The 18,127-nt window shown below is 70.1% G+C and carries 14 protein-coding genes; 6 read left to right on the forward strand and 8 right to left on the reverse strand.

What is annotated here, in order from left to right; genetic code table 11:
* Positions 1–47 precede the first annotated feature (47 nt).
* Positions 48–386 (forward strand): antibiotic biosynthesis monooxygenase family protein, encoded by a 339-nt coding sequence (locus WS92_RS29250; RefSeq protein ID WP_059933167.1) that lies wholly within the window; start codon positions 48–50, stop codon positions 384–386.
* A 24-nt stretch (positions 387–410) separates the two neighbouring features.
* On the opposite strand, the gene WS92_RS29255 is transcribed toward WS92_RS29250, so the two are convergent.
* Entirely contained in the window at positions 411–1,550 is a 1,140-nt protein-coding gene (locus WS92_RS29255; RefSeq protein ID WP_059933169.1) for an acyltransferase family protein, read from the reverse strand.
* A 367-nt stretch (positions 1,551–1,917) separates the two neighbouring features.
* Here WS92_RS29255 and eat point away from each other — a divergent pair, with 367 nt between their 5' ends.
* The 3 genes from eat to eutC are packed head-to-tail and all read left to right on the forward strand — an operon-like array spanning position 1,918 to position 5,569.
* The gene (gene eat, locus WS92_RS29260; protein ID WP_059933171.1) at positions 1,918–3,327 is read left to right on the forward strand and encodes an ethanolamine permease; all 1,410 of its coding nucleotides are present in this window, start codon (positions 1,918–1,920) and stop codon (positions 3,325–3,327) included.
* A 56-nt stretch (positions 3,328–3,383) separates the two neighbouring features.
* Positions 3,384–4,781, forward strand: coding sequence for an ethanolamine ammonia-lyase subunit EutB (locus WS92_RS29265; protein WP_006023901.1), 1,398 nt, complete (start codon positions 3,384–3,386; stop codon positions 4,779–4,781).
* Positions 4,778–5,569, forward strand: a complete 792-nt coding sequence (gene eutC, locus WS92_RS29270) for an ethanolamine ammonia-lyase subunit EutC (RefSeq protein ID WP_015600554.1) — start codon at positions 4,778–4,780, stop codon at positions 5,567–5,569. Before WS92_RS29265 ends, eutC begins: the two co-directional genes overlap by 4 nt.
* A 54-nt stretch (positions 5,570–5,623) precedes the next feature.
* Here the strand turns inward: eutC and WS92_RS29275 are convergent, their stop codons facing one another.
* Both WS92_RS29275 and WS92_RS29280 read right to left on the reverse strand, forming a co-directional pair.
* Positions 5,624–6,724, reverse strand: a complete 1,101-nt coding sequence (locus WS92_RS29275; RefSeq protein WP_059933173.1) for a bifunctional transcriptional activator/DNA repair enzyme AdaA — start codon at positions 6,722–6,724, stop codon at positions 5,624–5,626.
* Between the two features lie 140 nt (positions 6,725–6,864).
* Positions 6,865–7,755, reverse strand: a complete 891-nt coding sequence (locus tag WS92_RS29280) for a LysR family transcriptional regulator (RefSeq protein WP_006023898.1) — start codon at positions 7,753–7,755, stop codon at positions 6,865–6,867.
* A 178-nt stretch (positions 7,756–7,933) separates the two neighbouring features.
* On the opposite strand from WS92_RS29280, the gene WS92_RS33810 reads away from it, so the two are divergent.
* On the forward strand, positions 7,934–9,502 hold the full coding sequence (locus tag WS92_RS33810) for an MFS transporter (RefSeq protein WP_082743820.1): 1,569 nt from the start codon (positions 7,934–7,936) through the stop codon (positions 9,500–9,502).
* Positions 9,503–9,762: 260 nt separating this feature from the next.
* Here WS92_RS33810 and adh read toward each other — a convergent pair whose 3' ends face one another.
* Entirely contained in the window at positions 9,763–11,283 is a 1,521-nt protein-coding gene (gene adh, locus WS92_RS29290; RefSeq protein WP_059933210.1) for an aldehyde dehydrogenase, read from the reverse strand.
* Between the two features lie 305 nt (positions 11,284–11,588).
* Between adh and WS92_RS29295 the strand changes: the two genes are divergently transcribed.
* Complete coding sequence (locus WS92_RS29295; protein WP_059933176.1) at positions 11,589–12,617, forward strand: helix-turn-helix domain-containing protein; 1,029 nt, start codon at positions 11,589–11,591, stop codon at positions 12,615–12,617.
* Positions 12,618–12,666: 49 nt separating this feature from the next.
* On the opposite strand, the gene WS92_RS29300 is transcribed toward WS92_RS29295, so the two are convergent.
* The 4 genes from WS92_RS29300 to WS92_RS29315 form a co-directional block, all read right to left on the reverse strand.
* Positions 12,667–13,734, reverse strand: coding sequence for a glycosyltransferase family 9 protein (locus WS92_RS29300; protein ID WP_059933177.1), 1,068 nt, complete (start codon positions 13,732–13,734; stop codon positions 12,667–12,669).
* 28 nt (positions 13,735–13,762) lie between these two features.
* Entirely contained in the window at positions 13,763–15,466 is a 1,704-nt protein-coding gene (locus tag WS92_RS29305; protein WP_059933179.1) for a thiamine pyrophosphate-binding protein, read from the reverse strand.
* A 119-nt stretch (positions 15,467–15,585) separates the two neighbouring features.
* Positions 15,586–16,974 (reverse strand): L-serine ammonia-lyase, encoded by a 1,389-nt coding sequence (locus tag WS92_RS29310; RefSeq protein WP_006023892.1) that lies wholly within the window; start codon positions 16,972–16,974, stop codon positions 15,586–15,588.
* Positions 16,975–17,007: 33 nt separating this feature from the next.
* Entirely contained in the window at positions 17,008–18,126 is a 1,119-nt protein-coding gene (locus WS92_RS29315; protein WP_006023891.1) for an alginate lyase family protein, read from the reverse strand.
* Position 18,127 lies beyond the last annotated feature (1 nt).

The raw sequence follows: 18,127 nt of genomic DNA on the forward strand, positions 1-18,127 counted from the left end.
ACACACCACGACAACGCGCGTGCGCGCAATCGACAGGATACCGAACGATGTATATCGCCGCATTCATTTACCGCCTCGGTCAAATCGACGACGAATTCCGGCAATTGACCGAGACGATCGACGCGGTCGCGGCGAGCCTGCCCGGTTTCGTCGGCATGGAATCGTGGCGCTCGGCCGACGGCCTGATGTTCAACGCGAGCTACTACTGGCGCGACGAGCAAACGCTGCGTGCGTTCGCTGCGCATCCGAAACATCTCGATGCGAAGCGCCAGTTCCGCCGCTGGTACGACGGCTATCACGTCGTCGTGTCGAAGGTCGAGCGCGCATACGGCGACGGCTCGTTCCGGCATCTCGTCCCGGATTCTTGGCGCGAGCGGAACGGTTAGCGTTCCTGATGACTGCGCCGGCGCTCAAGCCGCATCCGCGCTGCCGATCCGGCCTTTGTCGGGCATCATCGCGCAGCCGGCCGGCAGCGGCGGGAAGCCGGCGAGCCGCGCGACTCCCGTGCGCAGCGCGAGCGCGTACAGCAGCATCGGGCCGACGATGCCCGCGAGCGTGCCGAGCGCGAGCTGCACGCCGACTTCGACGATGCCGAGCCTGACGAGCGCGATGCGCGTCGCGGCTGTCGCGAGAATGTGCGCGAGATAGATCGGCATCGACGCGAAGCCGACGTATTCGAGCCATGACGGGCGACGCGCTGGAGAACGCTGCGCCGCATCGCCGCGCCGTGTCGCGCGATACGCGACGAGCAGCACGAGCGCGCTGCCCGATAGCGCGGCGGGCAGCGCCCAGATGCTGTCCGGCTCGCCGAAGCGGTGCGCGAATGCCGACGATGCCGCGAACGTCACCGCGATGGCGACGAGCGCGAGCCCGTTCGACGCGCGTTCGACGAGTGCGGGCAACGGGTTGCCGATCAGCATTCCGAGCGCGAAGAACGGGAAGTACGCGAGCGTCATCGACACGATGCCCCACTGCGTCACGGAGCCGGCGACGAACACGACGATGGCGAGCCCGCCGATCGCGAGCGCGGCGAGTGCGACGGGCATGGTGGACATGGCGCGCAGCGCGCGCGTTCGCTCGCCGTTCGCACCGCCGCGCACCCGCATGCGCGGCGCGACGATCGACGTCCCCCATGCAATCAGCATGCAGATGAAAAGCGCGTACAGGAACCAGAACTGCCCGAACGGCCGCCAGCCGATCGCGAGCAGATCGCGCGGCGTGAACGCGTGATTCATGCCGTGTGACGACAGCGCGATCTGCACCGCGCCTTGCAGCAGCGACCAGACGAAGTACGGATAGACGATCGTGCGCAGCTTCGCGAGCAGGAAGACGTCGCCCGTGCGCTGCAGCGACTTCGGCACATGCAGCCCCGACAGCAGGAAGAAGAGCGGCATGTGGAACGTGTAGATCGTATAGTCGGCCGCGGCGAGCAGGGCGCTCGGCCAGCCGGCCGGCACGAGGCCGGCCGCGAACAGGCCGCGCAGCACGTGGCCGTATACGACGAGGATGATGCCCGCACCCCGAGCGGTATCGAGATAGGAGTCCCGCATGGTCTCTCGGTCATTGGAATGGTCTTTCGTGGGTAAGCCGCGCGCCGCTCGAAGGCGGCGCGCGGTACGCTTGCTGCGTACGGACAATGTAGGGGCGCGCGCGGCGGCGATCTGTGTGCCGGACGACATAAGTTCGCTGTCGCGCTACGCGCCCGAGGCAGTCGAAGCAGTCGAAGCGGATGAATGGCGAAAGGCGGACGGACCGCACGCGCGCGCCAGCCGCCGGAAATATTTCCGTATGCGAAATGAAAGCGCGGACGTTTGCCGATTTTCGATAACACGTCGATTAATGACTCACTAGCATCGATTCTCAGTGGCGGGGCGGGCCTATCTCGGCGCCGGGCTCCGCCCCTTCGAGGAGAGATTCATGCAGACAGAGTCGAATGGCCGCCCCGGCGCGGGCGGCGGCGCAGCGCGGTCGGCGCTTCAGCAGACGCTCGGCACGTGGCAACTGTGGGGGATCGCGGTCGGTCTCGTGATTTCGGGCGAGTACTTCGGCTGGAGTTACGGCTGGGCGAGCGCGGGCACGCTCGGCTTCGTCGTCACCGCGCTGTTCGTCGCGGCGATGTACACGACCTTCATCTTCAGCTTCACCGAGCTCACGACGTCGATCCCGCACGCGGGCGGCCCGTTCGCGTACGCGCGCCGCGCGTTCGGCCCCGCGGGCGGCTATCTCGCGGGCGTCGCGACGCTTGTCGAATTCGTGTTCGCGCCGCCCGCGATCGCGCTCGCGATCGGCGCGTACCTGCACGTGCAGTTTCCCGGCCTCGAGCCGAAGCACGCGGCGATGGGCGCGTATCTCGTGTTCATGGCGCTGAACATCGTCGGCGTGCAGATCGCCGCGACGTTCGAGCTCGTCGTCACGCTGCTCGCGATCTTCGAGCTGCTCGTGTTCATGGGCGTCGTGTCGCCGGGCTTCGCGTGGAGCAACTTCATGAAGGGCGGCTGGGCGGGCGCGGATCACTTCAGCGCGGGCGCGTTCCACGGCATGTTCGCGGCGATCCCGTTCGCGATCTGGTTCTTCCTCGCGATCGAGGGCGTCGCGATGGCGGCCGAGGAAGCGAAGAACCCGAAGCGCTCGATCCCGATCGCATACGTCGCCGGCATCCTGACGCTCGTCGTTCTCGCGATCGGCGTGATGGTGTTCGCGGGCGGCGCGGGTGACTGGACCAAGCTCGCGAACATCAACGATCCGCTGCCGCAGGCGATGAAGTACATCGTCGGCGCGAACAGCGGCTGGATGCACATGCTCGTGTGGCTCGGCCTGTTCGGCCTCGTCGCGTCGTTCCACGGAATCATCCTCGGCTATTCGCGCCAGATCTTCGCGCTCGCCCGCGAAGGCTACCTGCCCGAATGGCTCGCGAAGGTGCATCCGCGCTTCAAGACGCCTTATCGCGCGATCCTCGCGGGCGGTGTGGTCGGCATCGTCGCGATCTACAGCGACGAGCTGATCCAGTTCGGCGGCCAGACGCTCACCGCGAACATCGTGACGATGTCCGTGTTCGGCGCTATCGTGATGTACATCGTGAGCATGGCGGCGCTCTTCAAGCTGCGCCGCGCGCAGCCGCGGATGGCGCGCCCGTTCCGCGCGCCGCTGTATCCGTTCTTCCCGGCGTTCGCGCTCGTCGCGGCGCTCGTGTGCCTCGGCACGATGGTGTACTTCAACGCGCTTGTCGCGTCGATCTTCGTCGCGTTCGTCGCGCTCGGGTACGGCTACTTCCTCGCGACGCGCGCGCAGCGCGCGGCCGCACCCGCCGACGCGCTGCTGGAGGAGTGAAAAGCGCGTGCCGCGCGCCGGAGGGCGGCGCGCGGCCGCGACGACAAGGAGTCCAGATGCGATATACGGAGACGATCGGTCCGCGCACCTACCGCTTCGCGGACCTGAAGACGCTGCTCGCGAAGGCGAGCCCTTTGCGTTCCGGCGACCAGCTCGCGGGCGTCGCGGCCGCGACCGAGGAGGAGCGCGTCGCCGCGAAGATGGCGCTCGCGAGCGTGCCGCTTGACGCGTTCCTGAACGAGGCGGTGATTCCCTACGAAGACGACGAGGTCACGCGCCTCGTTGTCGACACGCATTCGCGCGACGCATTCGCCGAGATCTCGCACCTGACGGTCGGCGATTTCCGCAACTGGCTGCTGTCGAGCGCAGCCGATGCGGCCGCGCTCGAGCGGATCGCGCCCGGCCTCACGCCGGAGATGGTCGCGGCGGTGTCGAAGCTGATGCGCAATCAGGACCTGATCGCGGCGGCGAGAAAGCGCCGCGTCGTCACGCGCTTCCGGAACACGGTCGGGCTGCCGGGGCGGATGTCGGTGCGGCTGCAGCCGAACCATCCGACCGACGACGTGAAGGGCATCGCCGCATCGATGCTCGACGGGCTGATGTACGGCTGCGGCGACGCGATGATCGGCATCAACCCGGCGACGGACAGCCTCGCCGCGATCACGAAGCTGCTCGCGATGATCGACGCGTTCCGCGAGCGCTACCGCGTGCCGACGCAATCGTGCGTGCTCACGCACGTGACGAACACGATCGCGGCGATCGAGAAGGGCGCGCCCGTCGATCTCGTGTTCCAGTCGATCGCGGGCACCGAGCAGGCGAACGCGAGCTTCGGCGTTTCGCTCGCGCTGCTCGCCGAGGCGCGCGATGCGGCGCTGGCGCTCAAGCGCGGCACGGTCGGCGACAACCTGATGTACTTCGAGACGGGCCAGGGCAGCGCGCTGTCGGCGAACGCGCATCACGGCGTCGATCAGCAGACCTGCGAAGTGCGCGCGTATGCGGTCGCGCGCGCGTTCGAGCCGTTTCTCGTCAACACGGTGGTCGGCTTCATCGGCCCCGAATATCTGTACGACGGCAAGCAGATCATCCGCGCGGGGCTTGAGGATCACTTCTGCGGCAAGCTGCTCGGCGTGCCGATGGGCTGCGACATCTGCTACACGAACCACGCGCAGGCCGATCAGGACGACATGGACAACCTGCTGACGCTGCTCGGCGCGGCGGGCATCAACTTCATCATGGGCATTCCCGGCGCGGACGACGTGATGCTGAACTACCAGAGCACGTCGTTCCACGATCAGCTCTACGTGCGCGAGGTGCTCGGCCTGCGCCGCGCGCCCGAGTTCGAGGAGTGGCTGGAGACGATGGAGATCACGGATGCGCACGGCGCGCTGCGCGCCGCGTCGGCGCGCGTGCCGCTGCTCGCCGGCGCGAACGACTGGATGGGGTTTTCCGCATGAGCGACGCGGTCGAAAAGAACCCGTGGGGGCAACTGAAGTCGTTCACGAACGCGCGGATCGCGCTCGGCCGCGCGGGCAACAGCTTGCCGACCGCGCCGCTGCTCGCGTTCAACCTGTCGCATGCGCAGGCGCGCGATGCCGTCCATCAGCCGCTCGACGCCGATGCGCTGCGCCGCGACATCGAAGCGGCCGGGCTGCCGACGCTCGGCGTGCAGAGCGCCGCGCCGGACCGGCAGCATTACCTGCGGCGGCCGGACCTCGGCCGCAAACTGTCCGACGACAGCCGCGCGCTGCTCGCCGGGTGCGGCGCGGCGCTCGGCGAAGCGCCGGACGTCGTGTTCGTCGTCGCCGACGGGCTGTCGGCGTTCGCGGCCGCGAAGCAGGCGCTGCCGCTCCTGAACGCGGTGCGGCCGAAGCTCGAGGGCTGGCGGATCGGGCCCGTCGTCGTCGCGCGGCAGGCGCGCGTCGCGCTCGGCGACGAGATCGGCGAGCTGCTCGGCGCGCGCCTCGTCGCGATGCTGATCGGCGAGCGGCCGGGCTTGAGCTCGCCGGACAGCCTCGGCGTGTATCTGACGTATGCGCCGAAGGTCGGCTGCCACGACGCGCAGCGCAACTGCGTCTCGAACGTGCGGCCCGAAGGGCTGCCGTACGACGCGGCCGCGCACAAGCTGCACTATCTGCTGACGCATGCGCGGCGGCTCGGGCTCACGGGCGTCGGGCTCAAGGACGACAGCGATGCGCTGCTGCCCGCCGCGCGGACGGAAGCGGAGCGTCTGGCGGCGGAGTGAGCCGGTTTCGGCGCGTTGCGGCGCGGCCGGCGATGGCGCGACGCCGCGCGCCCATCACGCGAATTGGCCCGACCGGCTCGATTCAGCCGCCTCGAGGGGCACGTCCGCATGCCGGCGCTCGTGTTCCAGCAGCCACCGCTTGCGCTCGAGGCCGCCGCCATAGCCGGTCAGCGACCCGTCCTTGCCGATGATCCGGTGGCACGGCACGATGATCGAGATGCGGTTCGCGCCGTTCGCCGCGGCGACTGCACGCACCGCGAGCGGGCTGCCGAGCTTGCGCGCCTGCTCCTGATACGACGCGGTGCGCGCATAGGGCACGGTCAGCAACTGCCGCCATGCGGCGCGCTGGAACGCGGTGCCGGGCGCGTCGAGCGCGACGTCGAAGCGCTGCCGCGCGCCCGCGAAATATTCGGCGATCTCCTGTTGCGCCTGCCGCGTGTGCCGGTTCTCGCCGACGAGCACGCGCGCGCCGAGCAGGCGCTCGAGATCGGCGAATTCGGCGGCGAGCGTGCGCCGATCGACGAATTCGAGCAGGCAGACGCCGTTGTCCGTCGCGCCGACGAACATCGGGCCGAGCGGCGTCGTGAAGCGGGCGGTGACGATCGTGTTCGCATGGGCGCCTTGCATCGGCGTATCTCCGAAAATTTTCCTGAACGTGTGCGCGAAGCCGCTCAGCGAGCCGTAGCCGGCGTCGAATGCGGCGTCGGTCGTGCGCGCGCCGTCGCGCATCGTCTGCCGCGCGGCATCGATCCTGAGCATCCGCTGGTACGCGTGGAACGTCATCCCGTAGTGCCGCGCGAACCAGCGGCGCAGGCTTTCGGGGCCGATGCCGTGCGCGCGCAGCGCGTCGTCGGAAATCCGCTCGTGCGGATGCGCGCCGACGAGCGCGAGCGCCCGCGCGACGGCGGCGGGCGGCTCGCTCGCCGGGCGCGTCGGCCGGCAGATCTTGCACGGGCGATAGCCGGCCGCGAGCGCGTCGTCGAACGTCGTGAAGAACTCGACGTTCTCGCGCTTCGGCTTGCGCGCGCGGCAGGTCGAGATGCAGAACACCGACGTCGTCTTCACGCCGACGAAGAACATGCCCGCATACTCGGGCGAGCGGTCGACGAGCGCGCGGTAACAGACGTCGGCGAGCCGCGGGTCGGCGATGCGCATGGCGGGCTCCAGCGGATGCAATGCGACGACGATAACGCGCGTCGCGCGCGGGCGGCAACCGAAAATCGGACGAGTATTTTCGAGCCGGCGGGCAGCCGATGTGTCACGCAATACGCGTTCGGGGGGCCGAGGTCCGGCGCTCACGCGTCGCGAAACAGCCGCTCGCAAACGAAATCGACGAACACCCTCACCTTCGGCGACAACTGCCGGTTCGACGGCCACAGGATCGAGAACTGCCCGGGGCCGATCCGGTATGCGTCGAGCACGGTCGCGAGCGCGCCGTCGGCGAGCGCGTCGCGCGCGAGGAAATCCGGCATGTAGCCGATGCCGAACCCCGACATCACCGCCGCGCGCAGCGCCTCCATGTTGTTGCACGTCATCGCGGTGTGCAGGTTCGGCGGTTCGCTGCCGTCGGGCAGCAGCCCCCACGGCTGCAGCTTGCCCGTCGTCGGGAAGCGGTAGCGCACGCATGCGTGCGCGTCGAGCTCGCGCAGCGTGCGCGGCGCGCCCGCCTGCGCGAGATACGCGGGCGACGCGCACAGCAGAAAGCTGAACGGTCCGAGACGGCGTGACATCAGGCTCGAATCGCTGAGCGCGCCGCTGCGGATCACCGCGTCGAAGCCGCCTTCGACGACGTCGACCAGCCGGTCGTTGAAATCGAGATCCAGCTCGACGTCCGGATAGCGGCGCTTGAATTCCGGCAGGACAGGCAGCAGGAACCGGTAGCCGATCACGGGCAGGCTCACGCGCAGCCGGCCGCGTGGCGTCTGCGCGCTCTGCGACACGCTCGCCTGCGCGTCGCGCAGCTCTTCGAGCGCGCGGTGGCAGCGTTCGTGGAAATGGCGTCCTTCATCGGTCAGCGTGACCTTGCGCGTCGTCCGGTGGAAGAGCCGCACGCCGAGCGTGCGCTCGAGCTTCGCGATCGTCTTGCCGACCGCCGACGCCGACACGCCGAGCTTGCGTCCCGCCGCGACGAAGCTGAGCGTCTCCGCCGTGCGGACGAACGCGACGATGCCGTTCAGGTTGTCCATATCGCTCCGTTTCCCTTTGTTGGTCGATATTGCGGAATTCAACTCCGCAATATACGGAATCTTGCGTTGTTTTTCGTCGATTGAATCCGGATTATCGTTCGTCGCTCGGCCGGAGGGTTCGCCGCCGCAGATGAAACCGCGGCGCGACGACCGGCGCTTTTCGAACGGAGCGACGATGATGGACCGATCTTTTTCCGCCGCGCGGCTCGCGATACTCGCGGCCGTCTGCCTCGCCGCGCTCGCGCTGCCGCTCAGCTTCTCGGGCGGCGCGGTCGCGACGCCCGCGATCGGCCGCGATCTCGGCGGCGGCCCGGTCGCGATGAACTGGATCACGAACGCGTTCATGCTGACGTTCGGCAGCCTGCTGATGGCGGCGGGGGCGCTCGCCGACCAGTTCGGCCGCAAGCGCGTGTTCGCGGCGGGCGTCGGCGGCTTTACCGCGTGCTCGCTCGCGCTCGGCTTCGCGCCGTCGATCGTCGCCGTCGATCTGCTGCGCGCCGCGCAAGGCGTTGCGGCCGCCGCGGCGCTGGCGGGCGGCACGGCCGCGCTCGCCCAGGAGTTCGACGGCGCCGCGCGCACCCGCGCGTTCAGCGTGCTCGGCACGACGTTCGGGCTCGGGCTCGCGTTCGGTCCGGTGCTCGCGGGCGTGCTGATCGAGCGCTTCGGCTGGCGCGCGATCTTCGCGACGGGCGCCGTGGCGGGCGCGCTGTCGCTCGCGTTCGGCGTGCCGCGGATGCGCGAGTCGCGCGATCCGAATGCGCAGCGTCTCGACTGGGCGGGCACGCTCGCGTTCACCGCGATGCTGTCGTGCTTCACGTTCGGCGTGATCCAGGCGCAGGCAAGCGGCTGGGCGAGCCCGCTCGTCGCGGCGCTGCTCGCGGGCGCGGCGCTCTGCGCGATCGCGTTCGCGGCGATCGAGGCGCGCGTCGCGCGGCCGATGCTCGACCTGTCGCTGTTTCGCTACCCGCGCTTCGTCGGCGTGCAGGTGCTGCCGGTTGCGACCTGCTGCTGCTACGTCGTGCTGCTCGTCGTGCTGCCGCTGCGCTTCATCGGCATCGACGGCTTCAGCGAAATCGACGCCGGCTGGCTGATGCTCGCGCTGTCCGCGCCGATGCTCGTCGTGCCGATGCTCGCGGCGGCGCTCACGCGCTGGATGTCTGCGGGCGTGATCTCGGGCATCGGGCTCGTGATCGCGGCCGCGGGCCTCGGGTGGCTCGGCCGCGCGCTGCACGCCGGCGCGGGCGCGGCGGCGATCGCGCCGATGCTCGCGATCGGGCTCGGCGCGGGGATGCCGTGGGGGCTGATGGACGGTTTGTCGGTGAGCGTCGTGCCGAAGGAGCGCGCCGGAATGGCGACGGGCATTTTCAGCACGACGCGCGTCGCGGGCGAGGGGATCGCGCTCGCGATCGTCAATGCGATGCTCGCGACGTTCGCGCAATCGCACGTGCGCGACGCGGCGGCGCCGCTCGCCGCGCCCGCCGCCGTGCACGAGGCCGCCGCGCGGCTCGCGACGGGCGACCTCGCGCATGCGGCCGCGCTGCTGCCGGGCGTCGCGCGCGATGCGCTGCGGCAAAGCTATGCGGCCGCGTTCGGCAGCCTGCTCGAAGGGCTGACGGCCGTCACGCTGCTGTGCGCGCTCGCCGCGTTCGCGTTCCTGAGCCGGACCCGCGCGCACGGCGAGCCGGCGTCCGGGCCGGCGCGCTCGCGCGATCGTCGTGCGCTGACGCTCGATCGCGAGTGCGGTTGAAAGGGGGCGGCGGCCGCACGCCGGCTTGGCGCGGCGATCGCGTGGCCGACGAACGATGCGGTGACGGACGACGCAACGGCTGAAGAGCCGATGGCGGAAGAAGGGCCAATGACGGAAGGGCCGGCAGAAGCGTCAAGGCAGAATCGACGCAAGCGCAAAAAGGCCCGACGGAACCGCATCGACACGCGAGTCCGCCGGGCCAAGCCAAGCCGATCATGCGGCGCGCGAGCGACTGCCGCCCGCGCCGCTTCCGCGCGGGATCAGAAGAACCCGAGCGGCTTCTCGCCGTAGCTGACGAGCAGGTTTTTCGTCTGCTGGTAGTGGTCGAGCATCATCTTGTGCGTCTCGCGGCCGATGCCCGACTGCTTGTAGCCGCCGAACGCCGCGTGCGCCGGATACGCGTGATAGCAGTTCGTCCACACGCGGCCCGCCTGGATGCCGCGGCCGACGCGGTATGCGCGGTTGCCGTCGCGCGTCCAGACGCCCGCGCCAAGGCCGTACAGCGTGTCGTTCGCGATCTCGAGCGCTTCCTCCTCGGTCTTGAACGTCGTCACCGCGAGCACCGGCCCGAAGATCTCTTCCTGGAAGATGCGCATCTTGTTGTGGCCGCGGAACACGGTCGGCTTCACGTAATAGCCTTCGGCGAGCTCGCCGCCGAGCACGTTGCGCTCGCCGCCCGTCAGGCACTGCGCGCCTTCGCCGCGGCCGATGTCGATGTACGACAGGATCTTCTCGAGCTGCTCGGCCGACGCCTGCGCGCCGATCATCGTCTGCGCGTCGAGCGGATGGCCCTGCTTGATCGCCTCGACGCGCTTCAACGCACGCTCGATGAAGCGATCGTAGATGCTCTCCTCGACGAGCGCGCGCGACGGGCACGTGCAGACCTCGCCCTGGTTCAGAGCGAACATCGCGAAGCCTTCGAGCGCCTTGTCGAAGTAGCTGTCGTCGCGGTCCATCACGTCGGCGAAGAAGATGTTCGGGCTCTTGCCGCCGAGCTCGAGCGTGACGGGGATCAGGTTCTCGCTCGCGTACTGCATGATGAGGCGGCCCGTCGACGTCTCGCCCGTGAACGCGATCTTCGCGATCCGCTTGCTCGACGCGAGCGGCTTGCCCGCCTCGAGCCCGAAGCCGTTGACGATGTTGAGCAAGCCGGGCGGCAGCAGATCCTGGATCAGCTCGGCGAACACGAGGATCGACGCGGGCGTCTGCTCGGCGGGCTTGAGCACGACGCAGTTGCCGGCCGCGAGCGCGGGCGCGAGCTTCCACGCGGCCATCAGCAGCGGGAAGTTCCACGGGATGATCTGGCCGACGACGCCGAGCGGCTCGTGGAAGTGATAGGCGACCATGTCGTCGCCGATGTCGGCGATCGAGCCTTCCTGCGCGCGGATGCAGCCCGCGAAGTAGCGGAAGTGGTCGATCGCGAGCGGCACGTCGGCCGCGGTGGTCTCGCGCAGCGGCTTGCCGTTGTCGATCGTCTCGGCGACAGCGAGGCGCGTGAGGTTCGCCTCCATCCGGTCGGCGATCTTCAGCAGCACGTTCGCGCGCTCGGCCGCGCCCGTCGCGGCCCAGCCCGCCTTCGCCGCGTGCGCGGCGTCGAGCGCGAGCTCGACGTCGGCTGCGCGCGAGCGAGGGATCGCGGTGAACGGCTGGCCGGTGACGGGCGAGACGTTGTCGAAATACTCGCCGCCGACCGGGGCGACCCATTCGCCGCCGATGAAATTCCCGTACTGCTTGCGGTACGGGAATTCGATGTTCAGATGTTGCATGTCCGCGTGATTCATCGTTGCTCCTCGCATGTCGGTATCGGTGATGCGCCGCGCGACGTGCGCGACACTGATCGTTACGCCAAAACCGTGCCAGCGGGCCGCGCCGCGGTGCATCGGCGCGCCGGCGCGGGGCTCGGCGCGCGCGCGGCGCGGCTGCGCGCGGCGGACTGCGCCGTCGTTGAACACCCGCCGCGCGCCGGTTGTTCAGGCGCGGCACAGCGTCGCACCGACGCGGGCGATTTTGGCGGGGGTACGCTTCGGCACGGGAATTGCGTATTCGGGCGGATCGTTTCAGCTTCAGCGACGCAAAAGGAGGCGCGATGGATTACGGGCACGCCGGCGCCGAGACGACGGCGGAGGACACGGGGCGCAGCGCGGACGGCGACGGCGGCGCGGCCGGGCGCGCGGTCGTCAGCGTCGCGCACGACGCCGACGAGCAGGCGCGCAACCTGATCGGCTGGCGCCAGACCTACGACCAGCTCGCGGCGGGCCGCTTCGTCGGCACGCTGACCGAGCTGCCGCTCGACACGATGAAGGTGTTCCGCGAGACGACGAGCCACACGCTGCGGCAGGCATGCGAGGTGCGCGGCGATGCGTACTGGTTCGGCATTCCGGTCGCGCGCGACGGCGCGGCGCGCATCGACGCGCGGCCGATCGCCGCCGACGCGCTCGCGTTCCGGCCTGGCAACGTCGAATTCGAGCTGCTGACGCCCGCGCAATTCTCGATCTACGGCGTCGTCGTGCGCGGCGCGGTGCTGCGCCGCTATGCGGAGGAGGTCGAGCGTTGCGGGCTCGACGAGCGATTGCCGCTCGTGCCCGTCGTGCGCGTCGGCGAGGCGCGGCTCACGCGGCTGTGCGCGCTGCTCGCGCAGCGTCTCGACGACGCGGACGCGATGAGCGCGGCGCTCGCGCCGCTGTCCGACTGCGCGCGCAACGATCTGCAGGCGGAGGTGCTCGCGGCGCTGTTCGATCTGTGCGCGTCGCCCGCCGCCGCCGCGACGGTCGAGCATTCGTCGCGGCGCCGCAAGATCGTCGTGGCCGCGCGCGACTACGTGCTCGCGCACCGCTCGCGGCCCGTCGGCGTGCCGGAGCTGTGCGAGCAACTGCACGTGAGCCGGCGCACGCTGCAATACTGTTTCCAGGACGTGCTCGGGATGGCGCCCGCGACCTATCTGCGCGCGCTGCGGCTGAACGGCGTGCGGCGCGACCTGCGCGGGCGCGCGGCGGATTCGGTGCAGGACGTGGCGGCCGCGTGGGGGTTCTGGCACCTGAGCCAGTTCGCGACCGACTATCGGCGGATGTTCGGCTCGCGGCCGTCGGAGACGCTGCGCGACGCGCTCGCCTGCTGAGGCGGCGAACGGCGCGCCGGCGGGATCGGCCGCTCAGCCGCGCCGACGCTCACCCCCGCGGCTGCGGCCACGCGATCGTGTCCCAGTCGATTCGCCGATACACGGCGTCGACTTGCGCGATATCGTCCGCTGCCTCGCTTTTGTGGCGATTGCGCAGCATCTCGGGCACATCGAGCGCGATTGCCGTGCAAAACGGATAGTCGCGCACCCGCAGCTCGGGCGCGATGCTCGAAAAGCACGCGAGCGTCGGCACGTCGAACCCGGCCGCGATGTGCACGGCCGACGTGTCCGCGCAGAGCGCGACGCTCGCCTGCCCGACCCAACTGACGAAATGCGCGGTATCGGCGGAGTGGCCGCTCACGTCGACATAGTCCGGATGATCGATCGGCCCGAAGCCGAGCACGGGCAGCCGATAGGTCCGCGCGAGCCGCTCGACGAGCGCCGCGCGCCGCGCCGCCGGGATGCTGCGCAGCGGCGTGCTCGCCTGCGGGCAGAACAGCGCGTATGGCCGGCCGCGCCATTCGGGCGGCAGCGCGGGCAGCGTCAATCGCGCGAGCCAGCGGTTGCATTTCGCGTCGGCCGCGATCGACTCGGGCGGCACGCCGAGCGACGCGAGGAAGAAGTCGATCATCGGCAGCGCCGCGAATGCGGGCCAGTACAGGTGATTGCCGAGGTCGATGCGCGTGTCGCGCGCCGGCAGGCCGGCGGCGGGCCACGGCAGCGCGCGGATCGGCGCGATCGTGTCGGCCGCGAGCCGGTAAAGCGCGTCGACATACGCGGGCGCGCGCGCGGGCCGGTACAGCACGAAGCGCACGTGCGGATGGCGCGCCTCGATCGCCGCGAGCGCGGTCAGCCCGATCACCGAATCGCCGAGCGCGACGCCCATGCCGTTGATCACGTGAACCGTCAACAACGTCGCGTAATCGAGCGTGAACGGGCGGCTTGCCGCATGCAACAGCCCGGCGCGGGCCGCCGCGCCGACGTAGCCGCGCGCGTCGGCGCCCGCGCATTCGAGATCGTAGGGGGCGACGAGCCGTCCGTCCGGCGCGAGCAGCGTGCCGGGGTACGCGAGCGCGTCGGCGGGCGACAGCACGGTTTCGTCGAATGTCGTCGTCATCGCGAAGGAGCGCTCATCGGCCGTGCCGTCAGGCGCGCCGCGCGCGCAGCCCTTGCTCGCGCACCTGCTCGAGCGTCGCAGCGGGCGTGCACGCGTCCTGCGGCACGCGGATCTCGATCAGCGCCGGCAGGCCGCTCGCGAGCGCGCGGTCGAGCGCGGGCAGGAAATCGGCGGTGCGCTCGACGGTCTCGCCGTGCGCGCCGAACGCGCGCGCATACGCGGCGAAATCCGGGTTCGTGAGCCCGGTGCCGTGCACCCGCCCCGGATAGTTGCGCTCCTGATGCATGCGGATCGTGCCGAAATGGCCGTTGTTCACGACGAGCACGATGATCGCGAGCCCGTACTGGATCGCGGTCGCGAGCTCGTTGCCCGCCATCATGAAGCAGCCGTCGCCCGCGAGCGCGACGACCGTGCGCTGCGGATACAGCGATTTCGCGGCGAGCGCGGCCGGCACGCCGTAGCCCATCGCGCCGCTCGTCGGCGCGAGCTGCGAGCGGAAGTGCCGGTATGCGAAGTGGCGATGCAGCCATGCCGCGTAGTTGCCGGCGCCGTTCGTGACGATCGCGTCGTGCGGCAGCCGTTCGCGCAATTGCTGCATCAGGTCGCCGAGCTGCACGTCGCCCGGCATCGGCCGCGGCGCGCGCCAGTCGAGGTACGCGCGATGCGCGTCGGCGGCGCTGCCCGCCCACGCGGGCGACGCCGGCGGCTCGAGCGCGGCGAGCTGCGCGGCGATCTCGGGCATGCCGGAGGCGATCGGCAGATCGGCCGCATAGACGCGTCCCAGCTCATCCGCGCCCTGATGCACATGAACGAGCACCTGCTTCGGCTTCGGGATGTCGATCAGCGTGTAGCCGCCCGTCGTCGCTTCGCCGAGGCGCGGGCCGAGCGCGAACAGCAGATCTGCTTCGCGGATGCGGCGCGCGAGCTCGGGGTTCACGCCGAGGCCGACGTCGCCCGCATACTGCGGATGCTCGTTGTCGAACGTGTCCTGATAGCGGAACGCGCAGGCGATCGGCAATTGCCAGCGCTCGACGAAGGTGCGCAGATCCGCGCACGCGTCGGGCGTCCAGCCGCTGCCGCCCGCGATCACGAGCGGCCGCCGAGCGCGCGCGAGCCGCTCGCGCAGCTCGCTCATCTGCGCGGCGGACGGCGCGGCGGCGATGCGCTTCGCCGCGGGCGCGACGGGTTGCGCCGCGCACGGCTCGGACAGCACGTCCTCGGGCAGCGCGAGCACGACGGGGCCGGGCCGGCCCGACATCGCGACGTGAAACGCATGGCTCAGGTATTCGGGGACGCGGCGCGGATCGTCGATCTGCGCGACCCACTTCGCGAGCTGGCCGAACATCCGCCGATAGTCGATTTCCTGGAATGCCTCGCGATCGAGATGCTCGCGCGCGCACTGGCCGATGAAGAGGATCATCGGCGTCGAATCCTGGAACGCGGTATGCACGCCGATCGACGCGTGCGTCGCGCCGGGGCCGCGCGTGACGAACGCGACGCCGGGCCGGCCGGTCAGCTTGCCGAGCGCCTCCGCCATGTTCGCGGCGGCGGCTTCGTGCCGGCAGACGACGGTCTGGATGCGTTCGGTCTCGTCGGCGAGGGAATCGAGGACGGCGAGAAAGCTCTCGCCGGGAACACAGAACACGCGCTCGACGTGATTCGCGAGCAGGGCGTCGACGAGCAGGCGTGCGCCGGTGGCGGCGCGCTGCTCTCGGTCCGGGGAAATCGACATGTAAGACGGGCTCCCTTCGTGGCGGGACGTACAGCTTACGCCGGTTGAAGGGGCGGCGGAAGGCGCGGGCGCGTGCTGCACGGCAGCGATGTTCGCGCGCCGCGCCCGCGCGTCAGCACTCAGCACTCGACGATGTTCACCGCCAACCCGCCGCGCGAGGTCTCCTTGTATTTCGTTTTCATGTCCGCGCCGGTTTCGCGCATCGTCTTGATCACGGAGTCGAGCGACACGTAGTGGCTGCCGTCGCCGCGCAGCGCCATCCGCGCGGCGTTGACGGCCTTCACCGACGCCATCGCGTTGCGCTCGATGCACGGAATCTGCACCATCCCGCCGACCGGATCGCAGGTGAGGCCGAGGTTGTGCTCCATCCCGATCTCGGCGGCGTTCTCCACCTGCTGCGGCGTGCCGCCCAGCACCGCGGCGAGCGCGCCCGCCGCCATCGAGCACGCGACGCCGACTTCGCCCTGGCAGCCGACTTCGGCGCCCGAGATCGACGCGTTGAGCTTGTAGAGGATGCCGATCGCCGCCGCGGTCATCAGGAAGTCGGCCACGCCTTGCTCGTTCGCGCCCGGCGTGAAGCGCGTGTAGTAATGGAGGACGGCCGGGATGATGCCCGCCGCGCCGTTGGTCGGCGCGGTGACGACGCGCCCGCCCGCCGCGTTCTCCTCGTTGACCGCGATCGCGTACAGGTTGATCCAGTCGATCATCGACAGCGGGTCCTGGAGCGCGCGTTCCGGATTGCCCGTCAGCGCGCGGTAGAGCTGCGGCGCGCGGCGCTTGACCTGGAACGGGCCGGGCAGGTTGCCGTCGGCGTCCGGATTGCCGATTCCGCAGCCGCGCGCGACGCACGACTGCATCACGTCCCAGATCTTCATAAGCCCCGTGCGCGTTTCCTCGTCGGTGTGCCACGCGCGCTCGTTCTCCCACATCAACTGCGCGATCGACTTGCCGGTCGACGCGGTGAGCGCGAGCAGCTCGGCGCCCGTGCGGAACGAATGCGGCATCTGCTCGGCGGCGGCGAGCACCTTCGTGTTCGCCGCGCCCGCGGTGACGACGAAGCCGCCGCCCACCGACAGATACGTCGCCTCGCGCAGCACCGCGCCCGTCGCGTCGGTCGCGCGCAGCTTCATCGCATTGGGATGCTCGGGCAGCGCCTGCCGGTAGAACGCGATGTGCTCCTTCGGCACGAACGGCACCGGGTGCGTGCCGAGCAGCGCAAGCGCCTTCGAGTCGCGCACCGCATCGAGCCGCGCGGCGATTGTCGACGGATCGACGGTGTCGGGCGCGTCGCCCATCAGGCCGAGCATCACGCCGCGGTCGGTGCCGTGGCCCTTGCCGGTCGCGCCGAGCGAGCCGTACAGCTCGACCTTCACGCTCGCGGTCGCGGCGAGCAGCGCGTCTCGCTCGAGCCCTTGCGCGAACATCAGCGCGGCGCGCATCGGCCCGACCGTGTGCGAACTCGACGGACCGATACCGATTTTGAAAAGATCGAACACGCTGACTGCCATTTCGTTTCCTGAATGACCGGATGTATGAGGGGATCACCGCGCCGGCAACGGCAGGCACGCGGCCAGCCACGCCGGCGGCATCGGCGACAGTTGTTGGGCGATGCCCGTGTAGCGGCCGTCGAGGCGCGCGGCGAGATGGAACAGCTCGGTCGCGTTCTTCGGCTCCCACGCGCCCGAGTAGCCGGGCAGGCCCGCCTCGCGGCGCTTCGCGTCGAACGGCACCGGCGAGTGGACGAATTCCTCGTGCGTCTTCTCGCCGCGCGCGTACGGCGCGAGCCAGTCGAGCGCGGCGGCGAGCGTCGCGCCGTTCGGCGCGCGCTCGCGCAGCCAGTTGCGGTTGAAGCGCCGCGCGGCGAGCGCGGCCGTGACGAGCGGCTGCAGATCGTAGACCGCATAGTGCAGCGCGTCGCGCTCGAGAAAATCGTACGTCGTGCCGTCGGGCTCGATGTTGTCGGCGAGATGCTCGATGAAGAGCCGCTGCGCGGCGTTCATCATCTTGCGGTCGCCGAGCGTGAATGCGGCGAGCGCGATCAGCTTGATCCGGTGGCTTTGCCAGTTATTGCGCCACGTGCCCTTGAGCGGGCGCTTCTGCGCGTCGATCTCCTGCACGTAGCCGTTGCCGAGCGACGCGATGAACGCGGCCGTCGCGTTGCGCGTCTTCACGGGCAGCGCGCTCGCCGTCATGTCGTACGCGAGGATCAGGCTCTCGAAGCGCGTCTCGTCGATCGGATTGAAGCTCGGGCGGTACGTGTTCACCCACGTCGACAGAAAGCGGTCGACGAGCGCCAGATAGCGGCTCTGGTTCGTCACGCGCCACGCGAGCGCCGCGTTGCGCATCAGTTCCAGGTCGTTGAGCGCCTCGGCGCTCTGGTCGTAAATGCCCTCGTGCGGCAGCGTGCCCTCGGTGTGCACGCGCGGCAGCGCCTTCGGCTCGTCGTTCAGGTGCGCGTCGACGCTCTTGATGAGCGCCTGCACGCCCGGTTCGGCATGCGTCGCCTCGCTGCTTTGCAGCGCGGGGGCGGCGCAGAAATTCATCGCCGCCCGCGCGGGGCCGGCCGCCGCCAGCGCGGCGGCGGCGACGAGCGCCGGCGCGAGCGCGCTCAAGCGCCGCCGCATCGCCTGCGCGCGGCCCGGAAACGTCTGACGCACCATG

It is taken from the genome of Burkholderia sp. MSMB1588 (assembly GCF_001546925.1).
GTDB classification, from domain to species: domain Bacteria; phylum Pseudomonadota; class Gammaproteobacteria; order Burkholderiales; family Burkholderiaceae; genus Burkholderia; species Burkholderia humptydooensis.

Excerpts from the sequence above, each read along its gene's own strand:
- adh (WP_059933210.1), bottom strand. The coding sequence starts at position 11,283 with ATGAATCACGCGGACATGCAACATCTGAACATCGAATTCCCGTACCGC.
- eat (WP_059933171.1), top strand. The coding sequence starts at position 1,918 with ATGCAGACAGAGTCGAATGGCCGCCCCGGCGCGGGCGGCGGCGCAGCG.
- WS92_RS29255 (WP_059933169.1), bottom strand. The coding sequence starts at position 1,550 with ATGCGGGACTCCTATCTCGATACCGCTCGGGGTGCGGGCATCATCCTC.
- WS92_RS29310 (WP_006023892.1), bottom strand. The coding sequence starts at position 16,974 with ATGGCAGTCAGCGTGTTCGATCTTTTCAAAATCGGTATCGGTCCGTCG.
- WS92_RS29275 (WP_059933173.1), bottom strand. The coding sequence starts at position 6,724 with ATGCGCATCGCCGACCCGCGGCTCGCCGACGTCTGTTACCGCGCGCTC.
- WS92_RS29300 (WP_059933177.1), bottom strand. The coding sequence starts at position 13,734 with ATGACGACGACATTCGACGAAACCGTGCTGTCGCCCGCCGACGCGCTC.
- WS92_RS29265 (WP_006023901.1), top strand. The coding sequence starts at position 3,384 with ATGCGATATACGGAGACGATCGGTCCGCGCACCTACCGCTTCGCGGAC.
- WS92_RS29315 (WP_006023891.1), bottom strand. The coding sequence starts at position 18,126 with ATGGTGCGTCAGACGTTTCCGGGCCGCGCGCAGGCGATGCGGCGGCGC.
- WS92_RS29280 (WP_006023898.1), bottom strand. The coding sequence starts at position 7,755 with ATGGACAACCTGAACGGCATCGTCGCGTTCGTCCGCACGGCGGAGACG.
- eutC (WP_015600554.1), top strand. The coding sequence starts at position 4,778 with ATGAGCGACGCGGTCGAAAAGAACCCGTGGGGGCAACTGAAGTCGTTC.
- WS92_RS29305 (WP_059933179.1), bottom strand. The coding sequence starts at position 15,466 with ATGTCGATTTCCCCGGACCGAGAGCAGCGCGCCGCCACCGGCGCACGC.
- WS92_RS29250 (WP_059933167.1), top strand. The coding sequence starts at position 48 with ATGTATATCGCCGCATTCATTTACCGCCTCGGTCAAATCGACGACGAA.
- WS92_RS29295 (WP_059933176.1), top strand. The coding sequence starts at position 11,589 with ATGGATTACGGGCACGCCGGCGCCGAGACGACGGCGGAGGACACGGGG.
- WS92_RS33810 (WP_082743820.1), top strand. The coding sequence starts at position 7,934 with ATGGACCGATCTTTTTCCGCCGCGCGGCTCGCGATACTCGCGGCCGTC.